13 protein-coding genes are annotated in these 16,378 nt (G+C 27.9%); 10 read left to right on the top strand and 3 right to left on the bottom strand.

Annotation, left to right across the window (positions count from 1 at the left end):
* Positions 1-366 precede the first annotated feature (366 nt).
* Positions 367-1,287, bottom strand: a complete 921-nt coding sequence (gene speB, locus Bamer462_RS01300) for an agmatinase (protein WP_500837898.1) — start codon at positions 1,285-1,287, stop codon at positions 367-369.
* A gap of 691 nt (positions 1,288-1,978) precedes the next feature.
* Between speB and metK the strand changes: the two genes are divergently transcribed.
* The 5 genes from metK (at position 1,979) to Bamer462_RS01275 (ending at position 7,271) form a co-directional block, all read left to right on the top strand.
* Positions 1,979-3,145, top strand: coding sequence for a methionine adenosyltransferase (gene metK / locus Bamer462_RS01295; RefSeq protein WP_500837897.1), 1,167 nt, complete (start codon positions 1,979-1,981; stop codon positions 3,143-3,145).
* Positions 3,146-3,843: 698 nt separating this feature from the next.
* Entirely contained in the window at positions 3,844-4,431 is a 588-nt protein-coding gene (locus tag Bamer462_RS01290; protein WP_500837896.1) for a YqgE/AlgH family protein, read from the top strand.
* Positions 4,431-4,859, top strand: coding sequence for a Holliday junction resolvase RuvX (ruvX, locus tag Bamer462_RS01285; RefSeq protein WP_500837895.1), 429 nt, complete (start codon positions 4,431-4,433; stop codon positions 4,857-4,859). Before Bamer462_RS01290 ends, ruvX begins: the two co-directional genes overlap by 1 nt.
* Positions 4,860-5,893: 1,034 nt before the next feature.
* On the top strand, positions 5,894-6,949 hold the full coding sequence (gene mutY / locus Bamer462_RS01280; protein WP_500837894.1) for an A/G-specific adenine glycosylase: 1,056 nt from the start codon (positions 5,894-5,896) through the stop codon (positions 6,947-6,949).
* 67 nt (positions 6,950-7,016) lie between these two features.
* Positions 7,017-7,271 carry an oxidative damage protection protein gene (locus Bamer462_RS01275; RefSeq protein ID WP_500837893.1) on the top strand — a complete coding sequence of 85 codons (255 nt, stop codon included), beginning with the start codon at positions 7,017-7,019 and terminating at the stop codon, positions 7,269-7,271.
* A gap of 222 nt (positions 7,272-7,493) precedes the next feature.
* On the opposite strand, the gene clpX is transcribed toward Bamer462_RS01275, so the two are convergent.
* Both clpX and clpP read right to left on the bottom strand, forming a co-directional pair.
* Positions 7,494-8,771 carry an ATP-dependent Clp protease ATP-binding subunit ClpX gene (gene clpX / locus Bamer462_RS01270; protein ID WP_500837892.1) on the bottom strand — a complete coding sequence of 426 codons (1,278 nt, stop codon included), beginning with the start codon at positions 8,769-8,771 and terminating at the stop codon, positions 7,494-7,496.
* 129 nt (positions 8,772-8,900) lie between these two features.
* Entirely contained in the window at positions 8,901-9,485 is a 585-nt protein-coding gene (gene clpP / locus Bamer462_RS01265) for an ATP-dependent Clp endopeptidase proteolytic subunit ClpP (protein ID WP_500837980.1), read from the bottom strand.
* Between the two features lie 2,120 nt (positions 9,486-11,605).
* Here clpP and cyoA point away from each other — a divergent pair.
* The 5 genes from cyoA (at position 11,606) to cyoE (ending at position 16,285) form a co-directional block, all read left to right on the top strand.
* Positions 11,606-12,490, top strand: a complete 885-nt coding sequence (gene cyoA / locus Bamer462_RS01260) for a ubiquinol oxidase subunit II (RefSeq protein ID WP_500837979.1) — start codon at positions 11,606-11,608, stop codon at positions 12,488-12,490.
* Between the two features lie 74 nt (positions 12,491-12,564).
* The gene (gene cyoB, locus Bamer462_RS01255; protein WP_500837891.1) at positions 12,565-14,532 is read left to right on the top strand and encodes a cytochrome o ubiquinol oxidase subunit I; all 1,968 of its coding nucleotides are present in this window, start codon (positions 12,565-12,567) and stop codon (positions 14,530-14,532) included.
* Positions 14,510-15,091, top strand: a complete 582-nt coding sequence (gene cyoC, locus Bamer462_RS01250) for a cytochrome o ubiquinol oxidase subunit III (protein ID WP_500837890.1) — start codon at positions 14,510-14,512, stop codon at positions 15,089-15,091. Before cyoB ends, cyoC begins: the two co-directional genes overlap by 23 nt.
* Before the next feature lie 3 nt (positions 15,092-15,094).
* Positions 15,095-15,397: a cytochrome o ubiquinol oxidase subunit IV gene (gene cyoD / locus Bamer462_RS01245; protein WP_500837889.1), complete on the top strand. Its 303-nt coding sequence runs from the start codon at positions 15,095-15,097 to the stop codon at positions 15,395-15,397.
* 18 nt (positions 15,398-15,415) lie between these two features.
* Positions 15,416-16,285, top strand: coding sequence for a heme o synthase (gene cyoE, locus Bamer462_RS01240; protein WP_500837888.1), 870 nt, complete (start codon positions 15,416-15,418; stop codon positions 16,283-16,285).
* Positions 16,286-16,378: the final 93 nt, after the last annotated feature.

Here is a 16,378-nt window from a genome sequence, read left to right as displayed (position 1 = left end):
ACGATAATATATTTTTTAAATAAATTTAAGTTTTTATCAATTAATGAATAATATGAAAAACTCTAAAAAATTAATATACTATAAGCATCTACGACACACCGGTGATATTAACATTTATATAAGAAAATATGTAATGTCTTATAGAAAATATAAGGCTGCTGGTTCAATTAATACAGTCTATATTATAAATCATTTATAAATTTAGTTTTATAATCATATAGTCATTCAAATGAATATTTTCATTATAATATTAACCTGATGCTCGCATCAGGTATTGAAAATACGGCGTCATCCTGCAATTCGATGTAATGCCTTTGTATGATTTATTAAAACATTTAAGTAATAAATAACATATGAAAGCAATTTTTAACTCCTCTTTAAATTTACTTGAGTACAAAGCATTTCTAATCCTAGTGTAGCAGCCACTAAAGCCGTAATTTGCGCGCAATCGTAAACTGGAGCTACCTCTACTAAATCAATACCTATAATGTTTAATTTACAAAACCCTCGTATTAATTGCAACGCACGATAACTGGATAGCCCTCCAACTACTGGTGTGCCAGTACCAGGCGCTATAGATGGATCTAAACAATCAATATCAAAAGTTAAATATATTGGAAGAGATTTAACAATTGACGTTATTTTATTTATAATAATGTCTATGCTAGTTTCATTAACATACTCCATATCTAATACTGTGCATCCAAAATTATTCTTATATTCAGTTCGAATACCAATTTGTATTAAATGCGCAGGATCTATTAATCCTTCGTTAAATGCATGCAATATAATAACACCATGATCATATTTGCTGTTACTATCATAATCATCTGTATGTGCATCAAAATGTATCATTGCCATTCTTCCATAAATTTTCGCATATGCACGTAATATAGGTAAGGTAATATAATGATCACCCCCAAATGATAACATTTTTTTTCCAGAAGCTAATAAATTCTCAGCATGATTTTTTAAAGATCTTATAAAGTCTTGTATATTTCCAGAGTCGTACACTAAATCTCCACAGTCAACTACATGTAAATTTTTGCGTACATCAAACCCCCAAGGCCAACGAAAACGTTCCCAAGCTAAATTAATAGATGCTTGTCGAATAGCAATGGGGCCAAATCTACTTCCTGGTCGCCCAGAAGTAGCCATGTCAAAAGGAACTCCGGTAATGACCCAATCACTATTACTATTATACGGATCAAATTCTAATGGAAATCGCAAAAACCCAAAAGCATTTGAAAATAAAGAGTTATCATTTTTATAATTTAAAGTGTGCATGTAGTTCCCTTGCCAAATTAATATTATAACTCCACCTATTATATATAGAATATAGTTTAAGTAAAAATTAAATAAAACATTTATAGAAATTAATATTTTTAAATTTTTTTATATAGTCTTCATATAACATCTGATATCAAATAAACTTTACAAATTAAAAATTTTAAAATTATACTCTAACTAATCTGCACTAAAATACATGATTAAATCTACACAATAGATTATAATGATTATTTTATAAATAAGATTTGTTTTTACGCATTTTTAATTCAATCTTTTTTAAAAAACATGGATATCTTATTATAAAATAATAAATAAAATGTTAGTTTGCATACGCATTAAATATCTATCAAAATTTGGTGATTTATCTACAAAATAATATTGAAAAAATCATTTTTTAATTATTCTAATAAATCAATGATAACGCATCACAAACAATAAAAATGAATAGATATATAAAAATAAATTAATATGATACTTTTATATAAATAACATATATACTGCATCAACATCTAATATTTGTAAATTTAATAATATTTAAATTATTATTAGATGTAAAAAAGAAATTGTAGTATCTTATCAACCATATAAGATAATTTCATGCATATGGTTAACCAAATATTATGTGCTATATCTATACTAGATATACTAATCACAAGTTTTAAACTTTGTACTACAAAGGATATAACAAATGTCGCAATATTTATTTACATCTGAATCTGTATCAGCAGGGCACCCAGATAAAATTGCAGACCAAATTTCTGATGCTGTATTAGATTCCATTTTATCTCAAGATCCAAGAGCTCGTGTTGCCTGCGAAACTTACATTAAGACAGGTATAGTATTAATGGGTGGAGAAATTACTACTACTGCTTGGGTAAATATGGAAGAAATTGCTAGAAATACCATTCGTGATATTGGTTATATTCATTCAGACATGGGATTTGATGCTAATTCTTGCGCGGTATTGAGTATAATTAACAAACAATCTTCGGAGATTCAACATAGTATTAATCATAGCGACCCGTTAGAGCAAGGAGCTGGCGATCAGGGATTAATGTTCGGATACGCTACTAATGAAACTAATGTTTTAATGCCTGCTCCGATAACATATGCACATCGTTTAATTAAAAGAAAATCCCAAATGAGAAAAAACGGAGCACTGCCTTGGCTAGGATTAGATGCTAAAAGTCAAGTCACTGTTGCGTATGAAAACGGAAAGATAGTTGGCATTACTGCAGTTGTGTTGTCTATTCAACATACTTATGATATAAAATTAACAGATTTAAAAGAAGCTGTTATGGAAGAAATTATTAAACCAGTATTACCTAAAAAATGGTTATCTAATGATACCAAATTTCTTGTTAATCCCGGCGGGCGTTTTGTTATTGGAGGACCCATTAGCGATTGCGGTCTAACTGGAAGAAAAATTATTGTGGATACTTATGGGGGCATGGCTCGGCATGGTGGCGGATCTTTCTCTGGAAAAGATCCATCCAAAGTAGATCGGTCAGCTGCTTACGGGGCAAGATATGTTGCAAAAAACATTGTAGCAGCTGGGTTAGCAGATCGTTGCGAACTTCAAGTATCGTATGCAATTGGCGTACCAACTCCTATTTCTATTAGTATTGACACTTTTGGCACGGAAAAAACCTCACATGATATTTTAATGAAATTAATAAATAACTTTTTTGATTTTCGTCCCTATGCTTTAATCACTATGTTAGATTTATTACAACCAATTTATAAAGAAACGGCTGTTTATGGACATTTTGGTCGAGAATGTTTTCCTTGGGAAAAGGTTGATAAAGCAGAGCTACTTCGTGATGCAGCTGGTTTAAAATTTACATCTGCGTGATATTTTACACGTTTATTTGATAATTAGAATACAATAACATTAGTAATGTGTCATATGCGATCAATTGATGAATGGGTACATAGAAAAACAAAATTATTATAAATCAATAATAAATTGTAAATATACAATATGTATATGTTTTTTATGAAAAAAATAATTGCTATATAAAATATATATAGTTTTTAAATAAAAATAATCAATATGTAATAAATATAAAAAATACGGTTAATAAAATTGGATCGCATATAGTTGACTGACTTTGGAAATTTATATTAGTAATTTGCAATATATCAGTATATTACATGCCATGTGCTTATATGTTGATTATTACTTTAAATATTTTATATATTCATTATAATTAATCAAAATATTTTTAAAATAAAAATATAAACACATGTTACTCTGAAATCTATATTTCAATAAATTATATAATCAATTATTGATTTTTTTGATTTTCAAATATCGTAAACCCAATTAAAAGATAAATAAAATTTATTAATTGTAAATGTTAATTTAATAAGAATATGTAGATCTTTTTATAATGATTTTATAGTATCTTAATACTTAAAGTAAATTGAAGTTTGTGCAAAAAATAATTAGTAATAATAATTACTAATAAAAGTCTGGGTTATTGAAAAAAATAATTCACTATGATTTTCAACTTTGTATTTTTAATAAATAGATTGATAAAATAATTTATGCTAACACATGAGATAACAAATTTACAAAACCATTTTCTAATAGCTATGCCTACGTTACGAGATCCATTGTTTAAGCAATCAGTGGTATATATTTGTGAGCATAACGATACAGGTGCTATGGGTATTGTCATTAACAAATTAATTGAGCAATGTACGGTAGAAACTATATTAAATAACCTGAAAGTTGTATCTCCCATACGAGATCCAGCTATTAAGTTAGACAATCCAGTATTTTCAGGAGGGCCCTTATTGGATGACCGAGGTTTTATTTTACACACCCCCAAAAAAGGTTTTGGATCTAGTGTTAATATTTCTTCAGAAGCTATGATTACCACATCTAAAGACATCTTAGAAACTTTAGGAACCCCTAATCAACCAAAAGATGTATTGGTAGCTCTTGGTTACTCCGGTTGGTCTAAAGGTCAATTGGAGCATGAACTGATGGAAAATACTTGGCTTACTGCTCCTGCTAATGAAACAATTTTATTTCATACTCCTATTATTGCTCGTTGGCGCGCAGCTGCGAAAATATTAGGCATCGATATTTGTAATTGTAATATCACTAATCAGACAGGTCATGCATAATGTCTAATATTAACATTATTATAGGTTTTGATTTTGGTACTAAATACATAGGGGTAGCTGTTGGTCAAAAATTGACCTATACCGTACGTCCTCTCACTGTGTTACAGTCGAGATCTGGTATGCCTAATTGGATCCATATACAGAATATTTATCATATGTGGAAACCAATGATATTGGTAGTGGGGTTACCTTTAAATACAGATGGCAGTGAACAACCTATTACTATTTTAGCAAAAAGATTTGCTAAACAACTAAAAGAACAAATTCCTGCTGTTACAGTTAAAATGCATGATGAACGTTTTAGTACAAGTGAGGCACGTTTAGATTATGTTAAACATTATTATAATTATTCATGCGCTAAACAAAATATCAAAATCGATGCGCTTGCAGCTGGAGTAATTTTAAAAAGTTGGTTAAATCAGGCTTAAATATAAGAAATAATACCTCTATATAAATGCAAATAAAAAAAATAATAATTAAGTATACCGTCATACATTAACTACATTAATAACATCATTTATAAAAATTTTAACAATCATTTTTTTTATTGTACATTATGAAATATATCGTAAATAATAACGTTTAAAAATACAATAAAAATATATTGTATTTTTAAACGAATAGCAGGAATATATATATATATATATAAATTTTTGTAAAAAATATTAACCAGTTTTTAACCATCAATATGGTTAATTAAAGTGATTAAACATAACATATTAATTTTTCGATTCTATGCGCTAATTATCATTTTTAGTAAATGTAATTTTTAAATAATAATAAAATCACAAAATCTAAAAAAATATTCATTACATGAAAATAATAATACATTCGTTTTCATTTAATTTTATTAATTTTTATATAATTTAATTACAACTAAAAAACTATATTGTATTATTTATACAATAAGTTTATATCATATATATAATATGGTAAATTTTAATATTATGAAACAAGTAATATTTAAAGAAATATATTTTTGTTACGTATATTACCCTTCAAATAAATATCAGTATAAATAAAATAAACTAAGAATTATAAAGACTAATATACATCAATCTTTATATTAGTTGCGCATCAATCAACACACGCCACATTAATAAATTTAGTATTTGCGTTCGTTATAATAAATATCTACGATAATAACCAACAATTTTTATAAAAAATATATATAATTATTAACTATCGCTGCACACACATTGATATACGAATACCATGTTTTTAGTAATTATTAAGTAATATGATTATTAAATTTGTCCTAATAGGAATACTGGTTATTAAATTAGATTCAAACTTTATTTTTATTAAAGTGTCTATAATTACTTTTTAAAATACATCGGATGATATTTATCATGAAATTAAATCATTTTTAAATTTTAAAAATTTTTTTAATAAGAATTCAAATTAATAACACAAACATACAAATTACGTTTAATTATATTTTAAATAGTACATAAATCATATGACTAAAGATTTGATTTTTTCAAAAAAAATATTACTTTGGTATCAAAAACATAAAACACAAGATTTACCGTGGCAACTAAATAAAACAATGTATACTACTTGGTTATCTGAAATCATGCTACAACAAACACAAGTAAAAACTGTAGTTGCATATTATAAACGATTTATCGCAAAATTTCCAACAATTCAACAGTTAGCAGAAGCAAAATTAGACGAAGTATTATTTTTATGGAGCGGGCTAGGGTATTATACGCGAGCTATAAATCTACATAAAACAGCTAAAATTATCGTAGATCATTATTTCGGTAGTTTTCCAAAAGATTTTGACATACTTGTTTCTTTTCCTGGTATTGGAAAATCTACTGCAGGAGCCATATTATCATTAACATTAAATCAACGTTATCCTATTCTTGATGGTAATATCAAACGAATACTAATTAGATACTATACTCTTGATTATTATTTATCAGAAAACAAATCTCAAATAAATAACACACTATGGTCGTTAAGCAAACAACTACTTCCTGATGTAAAAATAGCAATTTTTAATCAAGCTATGATGGATCTTGGGAGATTAATATGCACTCACGCATGTCCAGTCTGCAAAAACTGCCCTCTTCAAGAAAGTTGTCGTGCTTTCTTAACTCAACGTGTTCACCAATATCCTAAGAAAAAACCTCAAAAAAAATTATTTACCAAAACTATCTGGTTATTAATTTTATTGCTACAACAATATCAAATGAAAATGATATGGCTTGAAAGACGATCATCTCAAGGAATATGGAAAGGGTTGTTTTGTTTTCCTGAATTTTCCAACCTTAAAATGTTAAATACATGGTTATTATATTACAATATCCATGATAATCCACGTATCAACTTATCTACTTTAAAACATAAATTAAGCAATATTAATTTAGAAATGAAACCCATATTGATTAATGTAAGCAAAAAATTAAATTACAAAAAAAATGGAGTCTGGTATGATTTGATGAATCCCCCAATTATTGGACTGCCTAAACCAATTTCCATAATATTGCAAAGATTACAACCATAACATAATTAAAATATTAAAGAGCTCAAATGCTTATAAAATAATTTTTTTTAATGAGAGATTGCTAATAATGTCCAAAATAATTTATTGTGTTTTTTTAAAAAAATATGCTGAAGGATTAGATGCCCCATGTTATCCAGGAATATTAGGGAAATATATTTATAAAAATATTTCTAAAATTGCATGGATGCTATGGAAAGACAAACAAACTATTTTAATAAATGAAAACAAACTAAATATGATAAATATTGCAGATCGTTCAATTCTTGAAAAAGAAATGAAAATTTTTCTATTCGGAAAAAATTTTAAATACACAGATAATTAATTGCTAGAGTCTTATTCTATTGCAAGAATACATTATTGTAACTTGCAATCTAATAAATAATCACAGTTATATAATGTTTTATCATTGATAATTAACAACTTCACATGTATTTTTTAAAATTCTACATCTACATTCATATAATTAAATGGTTTATTATAAATTATTCTCAATTTACGACAAGTACTACATGCCTTACTAAATAAAATTTTAATCTACTACTACCTAGGATTGAGCTAATTTATGTTTGCTATAGATTAATAGTGGTTTTGAGTATCCAAACACTACTGATTCGTCAATTATGACTCTATCTATATTACTTTGAGAAGGTAATTCATACATTATATCTAATAACATATTCTCTAAAATCGCCCGGAGTCCACGGGCGCCAATTTTTCTTTTTATAGCATTTTTAGCAATAGCGATCAATGATGGTTCAGAAAATTCTAATTTTACTCCATCTATATGGAATAGTATTTCATATTGTTTTATCAAAGCATTTTTTGGTTCTGTTAAGATTTTAATTAATTCTTTCTCCCCCAGTTCATCCAAAGTAGAAATTATTGGGAGTCGACCAACAAACTCAGGAATTAAACCAAATTTAATTAAATCTTCTGGTTCAATTTGTGTTAATAATGAACACGCATCATTTTGTGTTATATTGTTATTTTCTAAAACCCGAAACCCAATTTTACGTTTATTACTACTAATACGTTGTTGTATGAGTTGATTCAAACCAAAAAAAGTACCTCCACAAATAAAAAGAATATTAGTAGTATCCACTTGTATAAACTCTTGCTGCGGGTGTTTACGACCTCCTTGTGGAGGCACAGCAGCTGTAGTACCCTCGATCAACTTCAGTAAAGCTTGTTGCACCCCTTCTCCAGATACATCTCGAGTAATAGAAGGATTTTCTGATTTTCTGGAAATTTTGTCTATCTCATCTATATAAATAATACCATGTTGTGCTTTATTCACGTCATAACTACACCGTTGCAATAATTTTTGCACAATGTTTTCTACATCCTCCCCTACATATCCCGCTTCTGTTAAAGTAGTAGCATCTGATATAGAAAATGGTACATTAAGGAAACGCGCTAATGTTTCTGCTAATAACGTTTTACCACTTCCTGTAGGACCGATCAATAAAATATTACTTTTCAATAATTCTGTACTACCATTGTTTATATATATTTTTTCACTACGTAAACGTTTATAATGATTATATACTGCTACTGCAAGTACTTTTTTAGTATGTTCTTGTCCAATCACATAATCATCCAAATAATTCTTAATTTCATAAGGTGTAGGAAATGCAACTAATTTTTCGTTAATAATTTTATCTTTAAGCTCTTGATTAATTATATCCTTACATAAACCAACACATGTATCGCAAATATGGGCTGATAATCCAGCAATTAATTTTAATACTTGATTCTGGTCTTTTCCACAAAACGAACAATACAACGTATTTTTTGAATGATTTCGATGATTATCGTTCACAGTCTCATATCCTTCCTTTTACGCTTAATCAATACAAAACAAACTACAAAACTCTTTAGAAACAAATCATAAATTCATATATAGATTAGACTACAAATAATGATCATAACAAAAAACAGTGACCTGCATTTATATTCGTTTAGATAATACACAATCTACCAATCCATATTTCATAGCTTCATCAGCAGATAAAAAACAATCTCGTTCTGTATCTTTACTGATTATATCTATAGATTGTCCTGTATGTTGCGCCATAAGTTTATTTATATTGCTTTTAATTTTTAATATTTCCCTGGCATGAATAGCAATATCAGTAGCTTGTCCCTGAAAAAATCCTAATGGTTGATGGATCATTATTCGAGCATTTGGTAAACAAAATCGTTTACCTTTAGCACCAGAGGCTAACAAAAAAGCACTCATAGATGCAGCTTGCCCCATGCAAAATGTACTAACATCAGGTTTTATAAATTGTATAGTATCGTATATCGACATTCCTGCAGTTATCACTCCTCCCGGAGAATTAATGTACAAATGGATGTCTTTTTCTGAATTTTCTGATTCCAAAAACATCATCTGCGCAACGATCAAATTAGCCACATTATCTTCAATCATACCTGTCATAAAAATAATTCTTTCTTTTAGTAATAACGAAAATATATCGTATACACGATCTCCGCGCATTGTCTGCTCTATTACTGTTGGAACCACCACCATACGATGATAATAAGGCGCTTTAAAGTTATTTGAACATTGCATAACGTGCACTATATCCTCTTTAATTATATATCAATCACATAAAAAGTGTGATGTAAACCCTGATATAATACAATTTTTAAAAAATTTCAAACTAAATTTAATAATCATATTTAATTAGTTACAGTAATTACTTGAAGTTATAATCTTCTAGCAATTCATTATCAGTCAGCCATTTAGGAGTCATAATAGAAAGTTTTAATATGAATAACTTATTTTATCATATATAAATATATAAACTGATTGTTGTATGCAATAAATATATGCTAAAAATATTGTAAATTGATAACAATCGTTCAATTGTTAATTGAACAAAATTGAATAAAATAAAAAGTATTTATTATTTATAATAATATTCTTTATAATTTAACATTTCTAATACACAGCAATTTAATTACAATATATTAATTCATCAAATGTAGTTTTTATCAATAATTTTTATTTAATCTAGAATAAAATTAGTGACTGGCTTCTCTAAAATAAGATTTTAAATAAATTCCATAACGATCATATTATTTTTATAATAAAAAATATACCTAATATATTAGATAATTTATAAAATAAAAATCATCAATATCAGTTTATTCTCCAAATAATTACTCTAAATAATAATCAACTTGCACATAATGTTCACTAGTCTGCAAAATCAAATTTTTATTAAAATAAAGGTAATGATTATAATCTGGATGTTATACTGATATTATACGTTTTCTTAACTTGTTGTTGTAAATTTTTGACTACATACGTTATTAACGTAACAAGAAAAGCAACACTATTATTATAATAATATACCATTTATAATGGTATATATGATTTTATTTATAATAATATTATTGTAATTGTATTAAATATATTCATTAATTTTTATGTGCACATTTCTATTGCTGTGTTATTGTGTAAATTAAAGCATTCGATGTAATACTAATTAAATTTTAGAAACCTCAAAATTCTACTTTTTTAAAATAATAGCAATATCTATACACCTTACTTTAAAATATTCTATATGATAATCGCATAAAACACTATCCCCATATGAAAATAATTTCCTACGATCAGCTCTTTTTTTAATTACATAAAATTTAGTTACTTCTAAAAATTATTACAACAACATCCCAATACTAATTGGGACCACTGCTGCATTTCAATTTATGCACATAAATTAAAATTATGTATTGTGTATCTTTTCAAAATCTATTATATCAATATAATTTTCAGTGATCTCTATTACTCATAGTTTTTAATTTATGATATTATTTCCTTTTCAGCGCTATATGTAGATATACCGCTGCCATGATAGTATATATGAAATTTACTATTACGCAGATATATATGTTAGTGTACGGACCAAATTTATTTTTTTGGTAATAAAATTCAAAAAATTGTAATTCAGCAATGTTGTCATTACTTTTGGACAAAGAATCGCTCTACAATTTTAATTGACAAAAAGCAATAAGCACTTTCCAATGCAAAATTCATGAATATATATAGTTTTAGAAAAGTATATCAAGCAATCTGACATAATATGTTGCATGCGAAACATTTTAAAACAGAATGACAACAACACTATCTATATAAACCTTTAACATTTTCAGTAACTACGTGCATCTAATTTATTTCTCTTAATTTTATAGATTAAAACAGCAATAAAATATACAAGATTATATATGTATCTAATAATAATTATTCATATCCTAATCATATTCTATCAATTGTTAATTTGCCGAGTTTTCAATAATGTTGTAAACATTAATATCATGATATTGTATTAATTACATAAGCATACAAATAATACACTAAATCATTCATTTTAAATTATTTAATATAAAAAATCAGAATCAATTACATCTTGCAGCACAAATATGTCAATAAACCATCAAAACAATTATATATTCAATTCTATCCCATATTATGAAATAGAACTGATTTTGACATGAATATACTAACTATATTTAGGATTTATTAAGAAATAATAATTATGAATATTTTTTAGATATATGTTAATCTATTCACACCGATGGAAGTTTGAGATAGGACGCTCAATTCAAAAACTTAAAATTTATACTTGTATTAACATTTGTTGCATGAAATTCAGCGCATGTAAATATAAAAAGATGTATATTTCATTATTACTGTGTGGTGTAGCAACCTTATTAAATGGATGCAGCGATTTGGTTTTGTTACATCCTAAAGGTCAAATTGGAATAGAAGAACGTTCACTGATATTGACCGCATTCAGTCTAATGCTCAGCATAGTTGTTCCAGTAATTTTGATGACAATTTTTTTTGTCATCAAATATAGAGCATCTAACCCGAAAAACATACAATATAGTCCTAATTGGACAAATTCTAAAAAAATAGAATTTATAGTATGGTCTGTTCCTATTGTAATAATTATTTTTTTAGGGACTTTAACTTGGAATTCCACTCATAAATTAGACCCTAAAAAACCTATTGTATCTTCTGTTGCGCAACCAATAATTATTGATGTTATATCATTGGATTGGAAATGGCTATTTATCTATCCAAAACAAAATATAGCAGTTATTAATGAACTTGTTTTTCCAGCATATACGCCAATAAAATTTAACGTCACTTCTAATTCAGTCATGAATTCTTTTTTTATTCCTCAATTAGGCGGACAAATTTATGCAATGGCTGGAATGCGCACAGAACTACATTTAATAGCCAACGTAGCAGGTCAGTACAAAGGTATTTCGTCTAATTTTAGTGGTCAAGGATTCTCTGGCATGAAATTTACTGTTGTTTCTACACACACTGAAAAAGAATTTGAGCAATGGATACAAAAAGCTCAACAATCATCTTATCACCTTAATAATATGTCAATATATGAAGAATTAGCTCAACCCAGTGAACATGACCCAGTAATCTATTTTTCTAGCGTACAACCTAACCTGTTTTATAATGTAATTAGTAAATTTACACATCAAAAAAGAAAACATGTTTAACTTGTAATTTATAGTTTTAATATAAGTATGATTGTTTTTGATAAATATTATAAATATATAAGGATAATAAAGTGATGTTTGGAAAACTAACAACACATTCTATTCCATATGAAGATCCAGTGATTATGTCTACGATCATCGTAATTATTTTTATTGGAATCATGCTTATTGGTATCATTACATATTATAATAAATGGCAATATCTTTGGGATGAATGGTTTACTTCTGTAGATCATAAAAAAATCGGCATCATGTATATTGTAGTCTCATGTATCATGTTTTTACGTGGATTTGCTGATGCAATCATGATGAGAGCGCAACAAGCTTTATCTTCTTCTGGATCATATGAATTCCTTTCAGCTCATCATTATAACCAAGTAATTACTGCTCATGGAGTAATCATGATTATATTTATGGCTACTCCATTTGTGGTGGGATTAATGAATTTAGTGGTTCCATTACAAATTGGAGCAAGAGATGTCGCTTTTCCTTTTTTGAATTCTCTAAGTTTTTGGTTGTTTATGGTAGGTGTAATTTTAATTAATCTTTCGTTAGGAATAGGAGAATTTGCTCAAACAGGGTGGGCGGGGTACCCTCCATTATCCAGTAAAGAATACAGTCCTGGTGTTGGTGTTGATTATTGGATATGGAGTATACAAATATCCGGAATAGGCACTACTTTAACTGGTATAAATTTTTTTACTACAATTTTATATATGCGAGCCCCAGGATTATCAATGATGAAAATGCCAGTTTTTACTTGGACCGCTTTATGTACAAATACATTAATCATTGCAGCGTTTCCGATTTTAACGGTTACTGTTGCCCTATTAACATTAGATCGTTATCTGGGAACCCATTTTTTTACTAACGATTTGGGTGGAAATATGATGATGTACATAAATTTATTCTGGGCTTGGGGCCATCCGGAGGTATATATTTTAGTATTACCTGTATTCGGTGTATTCTCAGAAATTGTTTCCACTTTTTCACAAAAGAAATTATTTGGATATACTTCTTTGGTATGGGCTACTATCGCTATTACCGTATTGTCTTTTTGCGTATGGCTGCATCATTTTTTTACTATGGGAGCGGGTGCCAATGTTAATGCATTTTTTGGTATCATGACTATGATAATCGCTATTCCAACTGGAGTCAAAGTCTTTAACTGGTTATTTACCATGTATCGAGGAAAAATTATTTTTAACTCCTCGATGCTGTGGACCATTGGATTTATCATTACGTTTTCCATCGGAGGGATGACCGGGGTATTATTAGCAGTACCTGGAGCTGACTTCGTATTACATAACAGTTTATTTCTGATCGCTCATTTCCACAATGTTATCATTGGAGGTGTATTATTTGGTTGTTTTGCTGGTGCCACCTATTGGTTTCCTAAAGCTTTTGGTTATGTTTTAAACGAACAATGGGGGAAACGCGCTTTTTGGTTTTGGATCATTGGATTTTATGTGGCATTTATGCCATTGTATATTTTAGGTTTCATGGGCATGACTCGTCGATTAAGCCAAAACATTGATTCGATATTTGCATCAATGTTAATAACAGCTTCGATAGGTACTATCTTAATCGGATTGGGTATCATCTGTCAATGTATCCAAATAACAATCAGTATTATAAATCGCAATGAATATAAAGATTTAACTGGAAATCCATGGAATGGATCTACTTTAGAATGGGCTGTCTTTTCTCCTCCGCCGTTTTACAATTTTGCGATTATTCCTATAATCAGCGATGATCGTGATGTTTTTTGGTATGTAGAAAACAACAAAAATATATACTCTTATCTTAATCAATATCAATCTATACATATGCCTAAAAATACTTATTCTGGCATTTTGATATCTTTTTTCAGTTTAGCATTTGGATTTGGTATGATTTGGTATATATGGTGGCTTGTTATTGTCAGTATGTTTGGAATAATAGCAACTTGGATTATCCACACATTTAATGATGATACAGAATATTATGTACCAGTAGATAAAATTAAAGAAATTGAATATGTTAACAACACATCAACATAATAATTTGAATACAAAAACAATATTTGGTTTTTGGTTATACCTAATGAGTGATTGTATTTTATTTGCAAGTTTATTTGCAATATATTCAGTATTACATAACAATACAGCAGATTTTTCTTCAGGTAAGGACATATTTGAATTACCGTTTGTCTTCATAGAAACTTTTTGTTTATTATTAAGTAGTCTTACTTACGGTAAAGTTATGATATATACAGAAAAATCATGTACAAAACAAGTAAATATTTGGATAGGAATAACTTTCTTATTAGGACTATGTTTTATTGGTATGGAAAGTTATGAATTTTACCATTTAATTAAATCAGGAAATAATCCATGCCAAAGTGCGTTTCTTTCTTCATTTTTTACTTTAGTTGGGACTCACGGTCTACACGTAATAGCGGGTCTCATTTGGATGGCAGTAATGATTATCCACATTGTGTATGAAGGATTAACACACGTCAACCACATACGACTACAATGTTTAAGCTTATTTTGGCATTTTATCGATATTATATGGATATGTGTATTTACCGAGGTATATTTAATAGGAGTATTATGATTAATGAAACGTAGTAATACACATAAGTCATATTTGATTGGATTTGTATTATCTATAATTTTGACAATTATTCCGTTTTTTATGACCGCATACAACACAACAAATGAAAAAATATTAATAAATATTATTATATTTTGTTCAGTAATTCAGATTTTTATTCATTTAATTTTCTTTTTACATTTAGGAAACACATCTCATCAAGCGTGGAACGTGATATCTTTAATATTTACAGTATTTATCGTTTTTATTTTAGTGTTGGGCAGTATATGGATTATGACACATTTACATCATAATTTGATGATTTAAACAAGACAATTGATTTGTATGATAAAATATTTTTTATACCTCATAAAACCAAGAATTGTTGCAGGAAATTTAATGTCCTCTATAGGAGGATTTTTAATAGCATCACGACACTATGTGCATTACCCTATATTCATCAAAATGGCTATAGGGATAACGTTAGTTATGGCTTCTAGCTGTGTATTAAATAATATTATTGATCGGGATATTGATGCAGTTATGGAAAGAACTAAAAATAGAGTATTAGTAAAACACAGTAAATCCTTTTTAAACGCAAGTATATTATATGCAGTAATTTTAGGCATATTTGGTTTTGTATTTTTGATCCTTACAAAAAATTTTTTGACAGTATATTTGGCAGCAGTAGGGCTATTCATATATGTTGGTGTATATAGTTTATGGATGAAACGCATATCTATTTATAGTACAATAGTTGGGAGTATTTCAGGAGCGATGCCGCCAGTAATTGGATATTGCACTGCTACACATCGATTTGATATAGGAGCTGTAATATTATTAATAATTTTTAGTTTATGGCAAATTCCGCATTCTTATTCCATCGCTATCTTGAATTTTCATGACTACAAAGCAGCTTTCGTTCCAACTTTTCCTTTTAAAAAAGGAGTAGAGTTGACTAGAAACCATATAGTTATGTATATTATAGGATTTATTATAGCTACTATATTATTTACCACTATGGGGTATGCTAGTTATATCTTTTTAATAATCATCAGCATTATGAACTTGTGGTGGTTATACATGGGATATTATGGTTATAAAATAATCAATAATGATAGTTTATGGGCAAAGAAAATGTTTTTATTATCTATTATCATCGTGGTATCTTTAAATTTACTTTTATCCTTAGATCATATTTTATTTTCAGTCTAAACAATATCATTATGATTACACTATATTTAGAAATTATCAGATTTAAATGAATAATAATAGTACGAAATTTATAAATATTGAAAAATTTCTATT

Source organism: Candidatus Blochmannia americanus (nom. nud.), assembly GCF_059934915.1.
Note: the sequence above shows the minus strand (reverse complement) of the source record. Positions and strands in the feature narration are given on the sequence as shown.

What these genes read in the sequence shown, in the direction of transcription:
- clpP (WP_500837980.1), bottom strand. Translation starts at nt 9,485, where the DNA reads ATGGTGGTGGTTCCAACAGTAATAGAGCAGACAATGCGCGGAGATCGT.
- cyoB (WP_500837891.1), top strand. Translation starts at nt 12,565, where the DNA reads ATGTTTGGAAAACTAACAACACATTCTATTCCATATGAAGATCCAGTG.
- speB (WP_500837898.1), bottom strand. Translation starts at nt 1,287, where the DNA reads ATGCACACTTTAAATTATAAAAATGATAACTCTTTATTTTCAAATGCT.
- ruvX (WP_500837895.1), top strand. Translation starts at nt 4,431, where the DNA reads ATGTCTAATATTAACATTATTATAGGTTTTGATTTTGGTACTAAATAC.
- metK (WP_500837897.1), top strand. Translation starts at nt 1,979, where the DNA reads ATGTCGCAATATTTATTTACATCTGAATCTGTATCAGCAGGGCACCCA.
- cyoD (WP_500837889.1), top strand. Translation starts at nt 15,095, where the DNA reads ATGAAACGTAGTAATACACATAAGTCATATTTGATTGGATTTGTATTA.
- Bamer462_RS01290 (WP_500837896.1), top strand. Translation starts at nt 3,844, where the DNA reads ATGCTAACACATGAGATAACAAATTTACAAAACCATTTTCTAATAGCT.
- mutY (WP_500837894.1), top strand. Translation starts at nt 5,894, where the DNA reads ATGACTAAAGATTTGATTTTTTCAAAAAAAATATTACTTTGGTATCAA.
- cyoA (WP_500837979.1), top strand. Translation starts at nt 11,606, where the DNA reads ATGAAATTCAGCGCATGTAAATATAAAAAGATGTATATTTCATTATTA.
- cyoE (WP_500837888.1), top strand. Translation starts at nt 15,416, where the DNA reads ATGATAAAATATTTTTTATACCTCATAAAACCAAGAATTGTTGCAGGA.
- Bamer462_RS01275 (WP_500837893.1), top strand. Translation starts at nt 7,017, where the DNA reads ATGTCCAAAATAATTTATTGTGTTTTTTTAAAAAAATATGCTGAAGGA.
- cyoC (WP_500837890.1), top strand. Translation starts at nt 14,510, where the DNA reads ATGTTAACAACACATCAACATAATAATTTGAATACAAAAACAATATTT.